This is a genomic window from Streptomyces sp. NPDC087440, assembly GCF_044744005.1.
GTDB lineage: Bacteria > Actinomycetota > Actinomycetes > Streptomycetales > Streptomycetaceae > Streptomyces.
Window position 1 is genome coordinate 84,551 of the sequence record NZ_JBIUXN010000004.1, and the last position, 13,850, is coordinate 98,400.

At 72.9% G+C, this 13,850-nt stretch carries 14 protein-coding genes; 8 read left to right on the forward strand and 6 right to left on the reverse strand.

Features of this window, described 5'->3' with window-relative positions:
* The first annotated feature begins 26 nt into the window (after positions 1 to 26).
* The 6 genes from ACIO3O_RS11445 (at position 27) to ACIO3O_RS11470 (ending at position 5,179) form a co-directional block, all read left to right on the forward strand.
* Entirely contained in the window at positions 27 to 710 is a 684-nt protein-coding gene (locus ACIO3O_RS11445; RefSeq protein WP_401744613.1) for a response regulator, read from the forward strand.
* Positions 707 to 2,203, forward strand: a complete 1,497-nt coding sequence (locus ACIO3O_RS11450; protein WP_401744615.1) for an ATP-binding protein — start codon at positions 707 to 709, stop codon at positions 2,201 to 2,203. Before ACIO3O_RS11445 ends, ACIO3O_RS11450 begins: the two co-directional genes overlap by 4 nt.
* Positions 2,200 to 2,781 (forward strand): hypothetical protein, encoded by a 582-nt coding sequence (locus tag ACIO3O_RS11455; RefSeq protein ID WP_401744617.1) that lies wholly within the window; start codon positions 2,200 to 2,202, stop codon positions 2,779 to 2,781. The genes ACIO3O_RS11450 and ACIO3O_RS11455 overlap by 4 nt, the downstream gene beginning before the upstream one ends.
* Before the next feature lie 66 nt (positions 2,782 to 2,847).
* On the forward strand, positions 2,848 to 3,576 hold the full coding sequence (locus ACIO3O_RS11460) for a TetR/AcrR family transcriptional regulator (RefSeq protein WP_401744619.1): 729 nt from the start codon (positions 2,848 to 2,850) through the stop codon (positions 3,574 to 3,576).
* A gap of 27 nt (positions 3,577 to 3,603) precedes the next feature.
* Positions 3,604 to 3,921 carry a hypothetical protein gene (locus ACIO3O_RS11465; protein WP_401744621.1) on the forward strand — a complete coding sequence of 106 codons (318 nt, stop codon included), beginning with the start codon at positions 3,604 to 3,606 and terminating at the stop codon, positions 3,919 to 3,921.
* 100 nt (positions 3,922 to 4,021) lie between these two features.
* Entirely contained in the window at positions 4,022 to 5,179 is a 1,158-nt protein-coding gene (locus ACIO3O_RS11470; RefSeq protein WP_401744623.1) for an NlpC/P60 family protein, read from the forward strand.
* Between the two features lie 18 nt (positions 5,180 to 5,197).
* Here ACIO3O_RS11470 and ACIO3O_RS11475 read toward each other — a convergent pair whose 3' ends face one another.
* The 5 genes from ACIO3O_RS11475 to ACIO3O_RS11495 are packed head-to-tail and all read right to left on the reverse strand — an operon-like array spanning position 5,198 to position 10,941.
* The gene (locus ACIO3O_RS11475) at positions 5,198 to 6,430 is read right to left on the reverse strand and encodes a styrene monooxygenase/indole monooxygenase family protein (RefSeq protein WP_401744625.1); all 1,233 of its coding nucleotides are present in this window, start codon (positions 6,428 to 6,430) and stop codon (positions 5,198 to 5,200) included.
* Positions 6,431 to 6,463: 33 nt separating this feature from the next.
* The gene (locus tag ACIO3O_RS11480) at positions 6,464 to 7,090 is read right to left on the reverse strand and encodes a GTP-binding protein (protein ID WP_401744627.1); all 627 of its coding nucleotides are present in this window, start codon (positions 7,088 to 7,090) and stop codon (positions 6,464 to 6,466) included.
* Positions 7,071 to 7,478 carry a DUF742 domain-containing protein gene (locus ACIO3O_RS11485; protein ID WP_401744629.1) on the reverse strand — a complete coding sequence of 136 codons (408 nt, stop codon included), beginning with the start codon at positions 7,476 to 7,478 and terminating at the stop codon, positions 7,071 to 7,073. Before ACIO3O_RS11485 ends, ACIO3O_RS11480 begins: the two co-directional genes overlap by 20 nt.
* A complete protein-coding gene (locus tag ACIO3O_RS11490) occupies positions 7,475 to 7,957 on the reverse strand; it encodes a roadblock/LC7 domain-containing protein (protein WP_189820575.1) in 483 nt (160 codons plus the stop codon). Before ACIO3O_RS11490 ends, ACIO3O_RS11485 begins: the two co-directional genes overlap by 4 nt.
* Positions 7,954 to 10,941 (reverse strand): nitrate- and nitrite sensing domain-containing protein, encoded by a 2,988-nt coding sequence (locus tag ACIO3O_RS11495; RefSeq protein ID WP_401744631.1) that lies wholly within the window; start codon positions 10,939 to 10,941, stop codon positions 7,954 to 7,956. The genes ACIO3O_RS11490 and ACIO3O_RS11495 overlap by 4 nt, the downstream gene beginning before the upstream one ends.
* Before the next feature lie 385 nt (positions 10,942 to 11,326).
* On the opposite strand from ACIO3O_RS11495, the gene ACIO3O_RS11500 reads away from it, so the two are divergent.
* Positions 11,327 to 12,118 carry a protein phosphatase 2C domain-containing protein gene (locus tag ACIO3O_RS11500; RefSeq protein WP_401744633.1) on the forward strand — a complete coding sequence of 264 codons (792 nt, stop codon included), beginning with the start codon at positions 11,327 to 11,329 and terminating at the stop codon, positions 12,116 to 12,118.
* 262 nt (positions 12,119 to 12,380) lie between these two features.
* Here ACIO3O_RS11500 and ACIO3O_RS11505 read toward each other — a convergent pair whose 3' ends face one another.
* Positions 12,381 to 12,812, reverse strand: coding sequence for a MarR family winged helix-turn-helix transcriptional regulator (locus tag ACIO3O_RS11505; protein WP_401744635.1), 432 nt, complete (start codon positions 12,810 to 12,812; stop codon positions 12,381 to 12,383).
* Between the two features lie 204 nt (positions 12,813 to 13,016).
* Between ACIO3O_RS11505 and ACIO3O_RS11510 the strand changes: the two genes are divergently transcribed.
* Positions 13,017 to 13,838, forward strand: coding sequence for a lysozyme (locus ACIO3O_RS11510; RefSeq protein ID WP_401744636.1), 822 nt, complete (start codon positions 13,017 to 13,019; stop codon positions 13,836 to 13,838).
* The last annotated feature ends 12 nt before the right edge of the window (positions 13,839 to 13,850 follow it).

The following is a 13,850-nucleotide window of genomic DNA, read 5'->3' on the forward strand; positions in this document are numbered from 1 at the left end:
CCCCCGAAAACATGGAGAACCTGCCCATGCCCCGCGTACTGCTCATCGAGGACGACCCCGCCGTGCGGGAGGGCGTCGAACTCGGCCTGCGCCGCCGGGGCCACGACGTACGGTCGGCCGCCACCGGCGAGGCCGGGCTCGCCGCGCTGGACGACTTCCGGCCCGACCTGCTGCTGCTCGACCTGATGCTGCCCGGCATGAACGGCGTGCAGGTGTGCCGCCGGGTCCGCGAGGACAGCCAGCTGCCGATCATCATGCTCACCGCGCGCGGCGACGACTTCGACATGATCGTGGGCCTGGAGGCCGGGGCCGACGACTACATCGTCAAGCCCGCCCGCCCCGACGTCATCGAGGCCCGCATCCGGGCCGTACTGCGCCGCATCGACGTCACCGGCGGCGACCGGCCGGCCGTGGAGACGCACGGCGACCTGACGATCGACCGGGCCGGGCTGACCGTCACCAAGGCGGGGCAGCGGCTCGCGCTGGCCCCCTCCGAGCTGAAGCTGCTGCTGCACCTGACGGCCGCCCCCGACCAGGTCTTCAGCCGCCAGCAGTTGCTGGAGCACGTGTGGGAGCACAGCTATCACGCGGACGCCCGCCTGGTCGACGCGTGTGTGCGCCGCCTGCGCAACAAGATCGAGGACGACGGCGGGGCGCCCCGCTACGTCCAGACCCTGCGGGGCTTCGGCTACCGCTTCGGGCCGCTGTGAGCGGCAGACCCCGGCGCCGTCGCCGGGAGCGGGACCACGGGAAGCGGACCCGGGCGTTCGGGCTGCGCACCCGGCTGGTGCTGGCGTTCCTGCTGGTCGCGGCGGTCAGTGCCGGGACCACGTCCGCGCTGACCTACCGGGAGGCCCGTACCGCCCTGCTGAAGACCGCCCAGGACACGGCCGTCTCGTCCTTCCGCGACCAGGTGCAGCTGAACAGCTTCGCCACCCCCACGGACGTCGGGAACCTGGAGGCCAACCTGCGCGACATCGCCCGCAAGGGCAAGCCGCGCCCCTGGATCGTCTTCGCCGAGTACGGCTCGATCCGGGCCTCCTCGGGCACCAGCCGCGTCTCCGGCGTCATCACCCCGCAGCTGCGCCGGGCCGCGCAGACCGAGCCCCGGGGCAGCTTCGAGCGGGTCGTCAAGGACGGCGTCCCGTACCTGACCATCGCCATGCCGACCGTCTTCAAGACCGGGCCGAACGGCCGTCTGCCCACCGGTCTGGTGCTGTACGCCGTGATGCGGATGAGCGACGAACAGCTCAACGTCGACGCCCTGTTGACGGCCGCCCGCGACGGCGCCCTGCCCGGCCTGGCGGTCGCCCTGCTGCCCGGTCTGCTGGCCGCCCGCAGCGTGCTGCGTCCCGTGCGCGAGCTGCACCGGGCGGCCCGGAGCATGGGCAGCGGCAAGCTGGACACCCGCATCCAGGTGCGCGGCCGGGACGAACTGGCCGACCTCGCCCACACGTTCAACGAGTCCGCCGCCAACCTCGAACATTCGGTACGGGAACTGCGCCGGGCGGAGGCACGCGCCCGGCGCTTCGCCTCCGACGTCTCGCACGAACTGCGCACCCCGCTGGCCGGGATGCTCGCGGTCACCGAGGTGCTGGACGAGGACGCGGGGCACCTGGACAGCGACACCGCGCGGGCGGTGCGGCTGATCAGCGCCGAGACCGGCAAGCTGGCCGTCCTGGTGGAGGACCTGATCGAGATCTCCCGCTTCGACGCGCGTGCCGCCGAGCTGAACACCGACGAGCTCGACGCCGCCGAAGCCATCCGCAAGACCCTCGCCAACCGCCACTGGACGGACGCCCGCATCCACACCGAACTCCCCGACGGCATCCGGGTGCGGCTCGACCCGCGCCGCTTCGACGTCGTCGTCGCCAACCTCGTCGGCAACGCCCTGCGGCACGGGTCCGCACCGGTCACCGTGCGGCTGCGCAGCGAGTCGGGCTCCGACGGGGCGCCCGTGCTGGTCACCGAGGTCGCCGACAGCGGCCCCGGCATCGCCCCGGACGTGCTGCCGCACATCTTCGACCGGTTCTACAAGGCCGACGCGGCCCGCACCCGCTCGGCGGGCAGCGGCCTCGGCCTGGCGATCGCCGTGGAGAACGTCCGCCTGCACGGCGGGAAGATCCGCGCGGGCAACCGCCCGGAGGGCGGCGCCGTCTTCACCGTGGAGATACCGCTGCACAGGGAAGGGGAGCACGCGTGAGGCGGGGGCGTCTGCGCCGCCGGGCCCCGGCCGCCGGGGCGCTGGCCGCGCTGCTGCTGGCCGGCTGCGGCATCCGGGAGACGGACGTCATCGAGGCGGGCGGTCCGGCCACGGTGGACAGCTACGCCCAGCACGGTGTCGACGCGCTGCTGTTCTTCCGGCAGCCGAGCGGCGAACTGGCCCCCGTGCTGCGTCCCATGGGGCGCCTGGGCAGTTCCGCCGAGCACTTCGAGCCGCAGCCCGCGGCGGCGGACAAGATACTCACCGCCCTGATCGCGGGCCCGAACAGGACCGAGCGGGCCGCCGGTTTCACCAGCGCGCTCCCCGCGGCCCGCACCCCCGACCGGTTCTCGGTGGCCGGGCCCGGCAGCGGCGCCGGCGAGGGCCCCCGGGCCGACGACATCACGGTGTCCCTCCCCTTCGGCGTCGATGAGCTGGACCCCACGGGCGTACGCCAGTTGATCTGCACCGCCGCCTACGGCGAGGAGCGCGAGGGCCGGTCCAACGTGGTGCTGACGGGCACCGACGGCAAAGTCACCGAAGGCACCTGCGACATGGACCCCCGTACGGAGCCGTAGCCCGGGCCGAGCAGCCCGGTCCGAGGAGCGCCCCGCACCGGCCGACGGCCGATTACGCTGCGAGCCATGACCACCGCCGCGTCCACCCCCGCCTACCGCCGCCTCAGCGTCGAGCAGCGCCGTCTCCAGCTCATCGACGCGGCACTGTCCCTGTTCGCCCACCGCGCCCCCGAGGACGTCTCGCTGGACGACGTCGCCGAGGCCGCCGGGGTGTCGAGGCCGCTGGTCTACCGCTACTTCCCCGGCGGGAAGGTGCAGTTGTACGAGGTGGCGCTGGGCTCGGCGGCCGACGAGCTGAAGCTGTGCTTCGCCGAACCGCAGACCGGCCCGCTCACCCAGCGGCTGGCCAGCGCCCTCGACCGGTACCTGGGCTTCGTGGACACCCACGACACCGGGTTCAGCGCCCTCCTCCAGGGCGGCAGCGTGGTCGAGACGTCCCGCACCACCGCCACCGTCGACGGGGTGCGGCGCGAGGCCGCCGAGCAGATCCTGCTCCACCTGGACGTCACCGACACCGCGGGTCCCCGGCTGCGGATGATGGTCCGCACCTGGATCGCCGCCGTCGAGGCGGCCTCCCTGATCTGGCTGGACGAGGGCAAGCAGCCGCCGCTGCCCGAGCTGCGGGACTGGATGGTCGACCACTTCGTCGCCCTGCTCACCGCCACCTCCGCGACCGACCCCCAGACGGCGGACGTCACCCGTGAGGCCCTCGCCCTGGAGACCTCCGAGGGGGCGGCCGGGGTGCTGGCCCGCCGGGTCATACCGGTGATCTCCGAGGCCGCCCACCTGCTGTGACCACCGCACTGCTGTGACACTGGTGGGGTGAGAAGCGAGAAGACCCCCTTCGTCGGCGGCCCCCTGGACGGGCAGGCCCTCGACGTCCTGACCGGCCCCACCGGCAATCCGCCCAAGTGGTACGAGGTGCCGGTGCCCAGCGAGGACGGCCCGCCCACCGTGTACGCGTACGAGCGCCGGGCCGCCGGACACTCCAAGCGGCTCGGTCTCCAGCGGGGCTGGCGGTACGTGTACGTCCCCGAGGGGCGCGAGCCCTGGTCCCCGAAGTGGCCGTGGACCAAACCCGCCCCCGCGTCCACCCGCCACGCCGACGACGACCGCCCTTCGACCGGTACGGGTGACTGAACTGCGCCGCAGGGCCCACACGCCGGGTTGACCGGTGTGCGGCGGCGCACCATCGCCGTGAGCCGGGTCGACTTCCCGGCTTCGTACCGGAGGTGATGGTGTGTCGAGGATCGCGACCGCGGTGGCACTGGCAGCGGCGACGACGGTACTGACGGCGACCGGGAGCGCGCACGCCGCACCGGGCGACCCGGGCGGCGGCGTCGGGCGGCTCCTCACCGACCTCGGGCGGCTCTACCAGCAGACCGAGGAGGCCACCGAGGCCTTCAACGCCACCGAGGAGAGACTGAAGACCCAGAAGACCGAACTGGCAAGGGTGACCAAGGAGTTGGGGGCCGCCCGGGTCACCCTCGCGGACGGCAAGCGGGCCGCCGGGATGCTCGCCCGGGAGCAGTACAAGGGGCGCGGCGACTACGCGTACTCCACCTTCGTACGGATGCTGACCTCCACCGACCCCGGGCACGCACTGGCACAGAATCACGCCCTGCGCCGGGCGGCGGCCGCCCGGGCGGTGAAGGTGGCGCGGCTGGAGGGCGCCGAGAAGCGCGCCGACGACCTGGCGACGAAGGCCCGGGCCGCGCTCGACAGGCAGCAGACCCTGGCGGCGAAGCAGAAGAAGGAGCGGGACGCCGTGCAGTCCCGGCTCAAGCAGGTCGAGGCGATGCTGGCCGCGCTGACCGCCGACGAACTGGCCTCGCTGGCCGCGCTGGAGAGCCGTACGGCCGAACGGGCCACCCAGGATCTGCTCGGCTCCGGAGCCTTGGGTCCGCAAGGGGTACGGGCCTCGCGCGCCCCCTCGCGGGAGGGCGACCGGGCGCTCACCTACGCGACCCGCCAGCTCGGGAAGCCGTACGTGTGGGGGGCGGAGGGCCCCGGGTCCTTCGACTGCTCCGGGCTCACCCAGCAGGCGTGGGCGGCGGCGGGGCGGACGATTCCGCGCACCAGCCAGGAGCAGTGGAAGTACCTGCCGCGCGTTCCGCTGTCCGCGCTGCGCCCGGGCGACCTGGTGATCTACTTCCCGAAGGCCACCCATGTGGCGATCTACCTGGGCAACGGGCAGGTCGTGCAGGCCCCCCGGCCGGGTGCGTACGTGAAGGTGTCGCCGCTCGCGTCGAACCCGGTGCTGGGGGCCGTCCGCCCCGACCCGGCGCTCGCCTCCCTGCCGTCCTACACCCCGCCGGACCTGCCGACGGGGCGCACGACGGACGGGAACGAATCCGACGCGGGGTACTCGGCGACGTATGCACCGGACGCACAATGAAGTGCGCCCAATGAATACTCAGCCGGACACCGACGCCAGGTAGGCGTTTGTCTTCTCCGGCTCGTAGAAGAAGTTCTCGAAGTCGGACGGGTCGTTGAAGCCGTTCGCGAAGCGGTCGGCGACGGGCTGGAGCTGGCCGGCGGCGCCGATCAGGTTCAGGACGTGCTCCGGCGGGACGCCCAGCATGGCGTTGGTCCACTTGGTGACGTGCTGGGCGGTGTCCCAGTAGCGGTCGAAGGTGCGCTGCATCCAGGCCTCGTCGAACTCCGCGTCGCCGTGCCGGACGATCGCGTCGAGGTACGAAGCGGCGCACTTGGAGGCCGAGTTGGAGCCCTGGCCGGTGATCGGGTCGTTGGCGACGACGACGTCCGCGACGCCCAGGACCGCGCCGCCGCCGGGGAGGCGGCCGATCGGGTTGCGGACGGTGGGGGCGTACCGGCCGGAGAGGGTGCCGTTGGCGTCGGTCAGCTCGACCTTGGTGGCGCGGGCGTACTCCCAGGGCAGGAACTTCTCCATCAGTTCCAGGGTGAGGGAGAGGTGGTCGGCCGGATCCTTGACGCCCTTGAAGGCGTCGACCGGGCCGCCGGGGACGCCCTCCCAGAAGAGGATGTCGGCGCGGCCGGACACGGTGAGGGTCGGCATGACGAACAGCTCGCCGACGCCGGGCACCAGGTTGCAGCGGACCGCGTCGAACTCGGGGTGCTCGGGGCGCGGGCCCAGGCCGTGCACGTAGGCGACGGCGAGCGCGCGCTGCGGGGCGTCGAACGGGGAGCGGGAGGCGTCCCGGCCGAAGAGCTGGACGAGTTCGCCCTTGCCCGCGGAGACCAGCACGAGGTCGTACGTACGGGAGAAGAAGTCCAGGTCGGAGACGGCGGCGCCGTGGATGACGAGCTGGCCGCCGCGCTGGGCGAAGGTGTCCATCCAGCCGGCCATCTTCACGCGCTGGTCGACGGACTGGGCGTACCCGTCGAGCTTGCCGACCCAGTCGACGGCGCGGGAGGAGTCGGGGGCGGCGACGGAGACGCCGAGGCCCTCGATGCGGGGGGCCTGGGACTCCCAGAAGTTGAGCTGGAGGTCGCGCTCGTGCTGAAGGGCGGTGTGGAACATGCACTGCGTCGACATGACCTTGCCGGAGCGGATCTCGTCGGAGGTCCGGTTCGACATCAGGGTGACTTCGTAGCCCTTCGACTGGAGGCCGAGGGCGAGCTGGAGACCGGACTGGCCGGCGCCGACTATGAGGATCTTCCGCATGGGGTGGGTGACTCTCTCAAGAAGAAGCGGGGATTAGGCGGGGGTGGCGTCGAGGGCGTGGCCGACCAGGCCGAGGAGCGTGTCGACGACCGAGACGCGGCTGCGGGCGTCCATCACGACGACCGGCACGTGCGGCGGCACGCTGAGCGCCTCGCGGACGTCGTCGGCCTCGTAGCGGTCGGTGCCCTCGAAGTGGTTGACGGCCACCAAGTAGGGCAGGCCGCAGCTCTCGAAGTAGTCGAGCGCCGGGAAGCAGTCGGTGAGGCGGCGGGTGTCGGCGAGCACGACCGCGCCGATCGCGCCGCGCGCCAGGTCGTCCCACATGAACCAGAACCGCTGCTGGCCGGGGGTGCCGAACACGTACAGGACGAGGTCGTCGTCGAGCGTGATCCGGCCGAAGTCCATGGCCACGGTGGTGGTCGTCTTGTCCGGGGTGGCGGACAGGTCGTCCGTCTCCTCGCTGGCGGTCGTCATGACCGCCTCGGTCTTCAGCGGGGTGATCTCGGAGACCGAACCGACGAAGGTGGTCTTGCCCACGCCGAAGCCGCCCGCGACCACGACCTTGACGGCGGTGGGGGCCCGGGTGTGGTCCAACTGCCAGGCGGGCGTGGCGGGTTCGGCGGGTGTTTCGAGTGGTGCCTCAGAGGCGACGGAGCCCATCCAGGACCCTTTCCAGCAGTGCGCGATCGGGGCGACCGGCTCCGTGGCCGGTTCCGTACACGCGGATCTTTCCCTGGTCGGCCAGGTCACTGAGGAGGACCCGGACCACGCCCAGCGGCATCTTCAGCAGGGCGGCTATCTCCGCGACGGTGCGCATCCGGCGGCAGATCTCGACGATCGCCTGCATCTCGGGGCCGACCCGACTACTGGCCTGACGGCCGGTCAGCTCGGGTCTCTCCGGGGGTGCTTCGAGGGCCGCCACGAAGGTCTCCACCAGGAGGGCGTGCGTGAAGCGGGTCCGCCCCCCGGTCAGGGAGTACGGGCGCACGCGCGCGGGACGGCGGCCCTCGCCACGTATCGGAAGGCGTTTCACGGACGAGGCGCTCATCGGTCGGCACTCTCCAGCGACTGGCGCAGCTCACTGCGGAGTTCGGGGGTCAGGACGTGTCCGGCGCGGCCGACGAAGAGCGCCATGTGGTACGCCACGATGCTCATGTCGCAGTCGGGGGCGGCGTGCACGCCGAGCAGCGAGCCGTCGCTGATCGACATCACGAACAGGCTGCCGTACTCCATGGCGACCATGGTCTGCTTGACGCCGCCGCCCTCCATCAGGCTGGCCGCCCCGAGGGTGAGGGAGCCGAGGCCGGAGACGATGGTGGCGAGGTCCGCGGTGGAGCCCTTGGGACTGACCAGCCGGGGCGTGGTGTCCGGCAGCATGTGGTCGGGGTCCGAGGACAGCAGGAGCAGTCCGTCGGAGGACACGACGGCGACCGAGACGAGGCCGGGCACCTCCTCCACCAGATTGCTCAACAGCCAGTGCAGATTACGGGCTTCGGTGCTCAGCCCGTATGTGATCGGCGCGGTCAACTGCGTGCCTCCTCGACGGTGTCCCCCTCGGTGTCGGTCTGGTCGTGCCCCGTGGTCCTGCGGTCGGTCGTGGACCGGGCATGGGGTTCCCCGAGTGCCCCGTCTACCCCGTGCGTCCCGTTGTTATCACTGGCGTTGTTATCACTGTTGGCGATCTCCGCCTCGACGTCGCGCCTGCCGCTCTGCGCGCCGCGCTGGAATCCGCCCAGGCGACGGCGCAGGGCCTCGGCGTCAACACCGCCGGTGCGCGGTGGCGCGGCGGGGGTCGTCGGCTTGACGACCTTGGGGGTGCGCTTGGGGAGACCCTTGGCGGTGAGCGGCGGAGGGGTCGGCTCCGCTGCGGGGGCGGGTTCGGGGGTCTGCGCGGGCTCGGGCTCAGGCGCGGGCTCGGGCTCGGGCTCGGGCGCGGGCTCGGGGGTCGGCTTGGGCAGCCGGATCTCGCGGGTGGGCTGGTCCACCTCGGGGGTCTCGGGTGCGGAGGGCTCTTCTCGTACGGGCTGCACGTCCTCCCGTACGGACGACTCGTCCGGTGTCCGTGCGTGCGCGGAGTCCTCCGGCTCCCGGACGGTCGCCTCCTGCCCGGACGTCTCCTGGACGGCCGCCTCCTGCACGGCCTTCTCCGCGATGGCGATCAGGGGGTCCTGGTCCGGGTCGCGTCCGGCGGTGCGGCCGCCCGGCAGGACGTTGGAGTTGGCCTCGGCGACGGAGCCCGGCAGCCCGTGTGCGGCCCCGGTCACGGGCGGCACGGCGGGCGGCCCGGCCGGCAGGAGCGCCGTGGGCAGGACGACGACGGCGGTGACGCCGCCCTGGTCCTGGGCGCGGACCTGGATGCGGACGCCGTGGCGGGCGGCGAGCAGGGCGGCGACCTGGAGTCCGAGGCCGTCGCTGTCTGCGGGCGGGGTGTAGGCGGCCGGGTCGGCGAGGCGGTCGTTGAGGTCGGCGAGGCGGTCCGGCGTCATGCCGATGCCCTCGTCCTGCACGGAGAGCATGATCTCGCCGCTCTCCAGCAGCCAGCCGGACAGCTTGACGTGGGCGTCGGGCGGCGAGAAGGAGGTGCCGTTCTCCAGCAGCTCGGCCAGCAGGTGGCTGAGGTCGTCGGCGACGTACCCGGCGACCTGGGCGTGCGGCGGGAGGGCCTGGAGGGTGACCCGTTCGTACCGCTCGATCTCGCTGATCGCGGCGCGCAGTACGTCCACCAGCGGGACGGGCCCGGTGTGGGCGACGCCGTGGTCGGTGCCCGCGAGGACGAGGAGGTTCTCGCCGTGGCGGCGCATCACGGTCGCCATGTGGTCGAGCTTGAAGAGGGTGGCGAGCCGGTCGGGGTCCTGCTCGCGCTCCTCCAGGGACTCGATGACGGCGAGCTGGCGCTCGACGATGCCGAGCGTGCGCAGGGAGAGCTTGACGAAGGAGGAGTGCACGGTGGCCCGCAGCTCGTCCAGGCGGGCGGTGGTGTCCTGGGCGCGGGCGAGCAACTCGGCGTGTTCGGCGGCGAGTTGGCTGTTCTCGACGGCGAGGGTGCGGCGCTGGGCGTCGAGGGTCTCGCGCTGGCCGACCAGGTGGGTGCGGTCGCCCGCGAGCTTCTCGGTGCGGGCGTTCAGCTCCAGCAGCTTGCCGTGCAGGGCGTTGAGGGACCGTACGACCTGGGCGAACTCGTCGTTGCGGCCGGTGTAGCGCACCGGCTCCTCGGTCTCTGGGCTGCCCGCGAGCCGGGCCGCGCCGAGCCGGAGCACGGCGAGGGGCTGAGTGAGGGTGCGGGCTATCGCGGTGGAGATGCCGACGGCCAGCAGGAAGCAGGCGGCGAGCAGGCCGACCCGCCACTCCAGGGCACTGACGTCGTCGTCGCGGAGGGCGGCGAGGTTCTGGGCCTGTGCGGAGGCGAGGGCGGCCTCGGCGCCGCGCATGCGGTCGACGCGGGCGGTGAGCGCGGCCCCGACCTGCTCGGCCCCGAGCCTGCGGTCGGCCGTGCTCAGGGTGGACTCGTCGGTGAGGGTCTTCAGATACCGCTCGGCGGTGGTGACCTCGGGCCCGCTGACGGTGGCGGAGACGGAGTCGCGGTCCTTGGGCGGCGCGGCCAGCGCGAAGTCGGCGAGGGCGGCCTGCTCGCGGTGGCGGGCCTGCTGGGCGGCGGCGGAGAGCTGGTCCCGCTCCCGCTTGGCGGCGCCGCCCTCCACGCGGGTGAGGAGCCCCGTTTCGGGGTCGATCCTCCGTACGGTCTCACCGCGCGGCACGGCGAGGGCGGCGAGGAGGAGACCGCGGGTGGCGGCGGCCTGCTCGACGGCGTTGCCGAGGGCCGCCGGGGCGGTGCCGGAGCCGCCCGCGCGGGGCGGGGTCCGGGTCGCCAGCTCGCGGGCGAGGGAGCGCAACTCGTCGAGGGCGGTGGTGTAGGCGCGGTGCAGGGCCAGGGCGGAGACCTGGTCGTTCCCGGCGTCCTTGCGCAGTCCCGAGACCTTGGCGAGGGCGCTGCGCAGACCGTCGGGCAGGTCGGCGGCCCCGGAGAGCACGGTGAGCTCGGCGATCTGCCGGTCGACCCGGGAGCTGCGCTCGCCGCCGGAGGAGCCCTTGTCGCGGCTCTGCTCCCCTGCGGCGGCCTTGCGGAAGGTGGCGTCGTCGCGCTCGTCGGCGAGGGAGTGCGCGAGGGTGACGGCCTGTTTGTTCAGCTCGGCGAGGTCCAGGAGGCGCTGGCTGCCGGTGAGCTCGTCGGAGGCGGTGAGGAGGGAGGGCGCTCCGGCGGCCAGGACCAGGACCCCGACGGCCGCGACGGAGGCGACCAGCCGGTTGCGAACCCGCCGGGCGCGCCTCTTCTTGCCACCGGGAGCGGAGCCCGCGGAACTCGGGGAGCCCGCAGGGCCCGGGAAGCCTGCGGAGCCCGCCGGGCCTGCGGAGCCGAGGGGGCCCGCAGCGCTCGTGTCGCTGCCGCCCCGGCCGCCCTTGCCGCCTTCGCTGCTGCCGCCCCGAGGCCGCTTGTTCTGCACCGGTGCTCGCATCCTTGTTTTCGTCCGCCCAGATTCATCGCCCAGCTGGCCGAGGTGACGACTGGTACCTCCGGTACGTACGGACCGAGCGCCCCCACCCCCACCCCTGTTGGAGCCTTCGACCCTTCCAGCGCCCCGGGGAGGGAGGCGCACATCATCCGCCCCGCCACCCGAACGAGTGAACATCACTCGGGAGTTGGCGAACAACTTCCGTCACGGTCCGTCAGGAGCCGTTCCTGTGCGCCGGTTGGAAGTTCGGTGCGGGCTTTGGCAGGATGCACCCCCGCAGCTTCCCGGAATGGATCATTCCGGCCCAATTGCCGCAGTGTGACCTGCTGGTATGGGCCAATTCGCGCCCGCGCGGGGGCGGCGCGCACGGTCCGGCAGACTGGCCGCCATGCGCATCGACCTCTCCACCGCACCCGGAAGCCCCGAACGCCCCAACGAGGACTGGACATCCGTGGCCCTGCCTGCGGGCGGGCCCGAGGGCTCGGCGGGGCAGGGCGGAGTGATCGTCGTCCTGGACGGAGTGACGCCGCCACCGAGCGAAACGGGGTGCGTGCACTCGGTTCCGTGGTTCACGGCACACCTGGGCGGCTCCATGATCGAATTGTCCGCTTCCCGGCCGGAATTGCCCCTGCGTGAGGTGCTCGCCGGGGCCATCGCCCGCACGGCGGACGCCCACCGGTCCACCTGTGACCTTTCTCACGTGCGGACGCCTCAGGCGACGGTGGTCATGGTGCGTTGGGGGGCGGAGCGGGTGGAGCACCTGGTCCTCTCGGACTCGGTGCTGCTCCTGGAGTCCCCGTCCGGGGAGGTGCGTCCGGTCCTCGACGACCGCCTGGACCGGGTCCCGCGCGAGGCCCTCCGCTCCCAGGCCACGGCGGACGTCTACCGCAACGCGGAGGGCGGCTTCTTCACGGCGGCGGCGGACCCGTCGGTGGCGGCGCGGGCGGTGACGGGCTCGACACCCCGTGGCGAGGTGCGGGCCGTGGCGGCGATGACGGACGGGGTGTCGCGCTGGGTGGAGCTGTTCGGGGCGGGGTCCTGGGCGGACTGCCTGGGGGTCCTCCGCAAGGAGGGGGCGGATGCGCTGATCGCGCGCGTACGGGACCTGGAGCTGGCGCCGGAGGGCCCGGCCCGGGGGAAGCGGCACGACGACGCGGCGGTGGTCTACGCGGAGCTCTGAGGGGTGGGCCCGGGCGGTGACGTGAACCCGGTACAGGTGCTGGCCCAGGAGCGGCACCGGGCTGGGCCGGAAGCGGAAGGGGCCGCCCCCTTGCCCGCCCGTCCCGCCCCCGGGGGGCGGCCCCGCCGCCCAAGGGGGCGAGGGGGAGGTAGAGGGCGGCTTCGCCGCCGGGAGGTCGGGGGATGGTGCCCGGAGGGCATCCATCCAGGGGCGCGGGGAACTGCGCGAGCAACCACCCACCCACCCGCGCGGAAACCCCCGCCTACTCACCCGCCCGGGTGTTCAGCTGGTGGAGGAGGCGGGCCAGTTCCGCCACCTCGCGGCGGTCCCAGGAGGCCAGTTTCTGGACGTAGCTCGCCCGCCGCGCGTCCCGCACCCGGCGGAACCGGTCCCGCCCCTCCGCCGTGAGGAGGATGAGGGAGGCCCGCCCGTCCGCCGGATCGGGCTCCCGGGCGACCAGCCCCAGCTCCTCCAGCGCACGCAGCTGCCGGCTCATCGTCGCCTTGCCGACCCCGAACCACGCCGCCAGTTCCGTCGCCCGCTGCCGGTCCACCTCGTCCAGCCGTACGAGAAGTCCGTACGCGGCGGGCTCCAGTTCGGGGTGGACCTCCCGGGCCATGTCCCCCGACGACGCCCGCGCCCGGCGCAGGAAGAGTGCCAACTCCCGTTCCAGCGCGAGGAATTCGTGATCCACGATGACCCTTCTTGTTCGACCCTGTCGCCCCCGGACCGCACCCGGAAACTTTCAGCGGCACGCATCACCGCAGTTCGTCCAGTATTTCGCAGGTGTGGACCAATGTCGGCGCAGAGACCCCCTTCCGCCCCTCACATCTACGTGCGTAGCTTCAGTACGGCAAGGCCACTTCAGTCGCTTTGTCGATCTTTCGGAGGCACGCTCATGCACGTGCTCAGAGCAAGATCCGCAGCAACCGCCCTCACCGCGGCAGCAGCAGCCCTGACCCTCGCAGCAGGAGCCGCGACCGCCGCGACCGCCGCCCCCACTCCCCCACCCCCGCCCGGCTCCGCCCACATGGGCATGGGCGTCGCCGCGCACGACGGCGTCGGCGGGCTCCCCCCGGCCGCCCCCCGCGCCGTACAGACCGAAGGCGTGGACGTCTCCAGCCACCAGGGCAACGTCAACTGGCCGGCCCTGTGGAGCAGCGGCGTCAAGTGGGCCTACGTGAAGGCCACCGAGGGGACGACGTACAAGAACCCCTCCTTCGCCCAGCAGTACAACGGCTCGTACAACGTCGGCATGATCCGCGGCGCGTACCACTTCGCCCTCCCCGACAACTCCAGCGGCGCCGCCCAGGCCGCCTACTTCGCGGGCAACGGCGGCGGCTGGTCCCGCGACGGCCGTACGCTGCCCGGCGCCCTCGACATCGAGTGGAACCCGTACGGGGCCCAGTGCTACGGCAAGACGCAGGCGCAGATGGTCGCCTGGATCCGTGACTTCCTGACCACCTACCGGGCCCGCACCGGCCGGGACGCCGTCCTCTACACGGCCACCAGCTGGTGGAAGACCTGCACCGGCAACTACGCGGGCTTCGCCGCCACGAACCCCCTGTGGGTGGCCCGCTACAACACCACCGTGGGCGAACTCCCGGCGGGCTGGGGCACGTACACGATGTGGCAGTACACCTCGACGGGCCCGGTCGTCGGCGACCACAACCGCTTCAACGGCGCCCTGGACCGCGTCCGCGCCCTCGCCAACGGGTAGCACGCCCCTCGG

What these genes read in the sequence shown, in the direction of transcription:
- ACIO3O_RS11445 (WP_401744613.1), top strand. Translation starts at nt 27, where the DNA reads ATGCCCCGCGTACTGCTCATCGAGGACGACCCCGCCGTGCGGGAGGGC.
- ACIO3O_RS11460 (WP_401744619.1), top strand. Translation starts at nt 2,848, where the DNA reads ATGACCACCGCCGCGTCCACCCCCGCCTACCGCCGCCTCAGCGTCGAG.
- ACIO3O_RS11475 (WP_401744625.1), bottom strand. Translation starts at nt 6,430, where the DNA reads ATGCGGAAGATCCTCATAGTCGGCGCCGGCCAGTCCGGTCTCCAGCTC.
- ACIO3O_RS11480 (WP_401744627.1), bottom strand. Translation starts at nt 7,090, where the DNA reads ATGGGCTCCGTCGCCTCTGAGGCACCACTCGAAACACCCGCCGAACCC.
- ACIO3O_RS11485 (WP_401744629.1), bottom strand. Translation starts at nt 7,478, where the DNA reads ATGAGCGCCTCGTCCGTGAAACGCCTTCCGATACGTGGCGAGGGCCGC.
- ACIO3O_RS11495 (WP_401744631.1), bottom strand. Translation starts at nt 10,941, where the DNA reads ATGCGAGCACCGGTGCAGAACAAGCGGCCTCGGGGCGGCAGCAGCGAA.
- ACIO3O_RS11500 (WP_401744633.1), top strand. Translation starts at nt 11,327, where the DNA reads ATGCGCATCGACCTCTCCACCGCACCCGGAAGCCCCGAACGCCCCAAC.
- ACIO3O_RS11510 (WP_401744636.1), top strand. Translation starts at nt 13,017, where the DNA reads ATGCACGTGCTCAGAGCAAGATCCGCAGCAACCGCCCTCACCGCGGCA.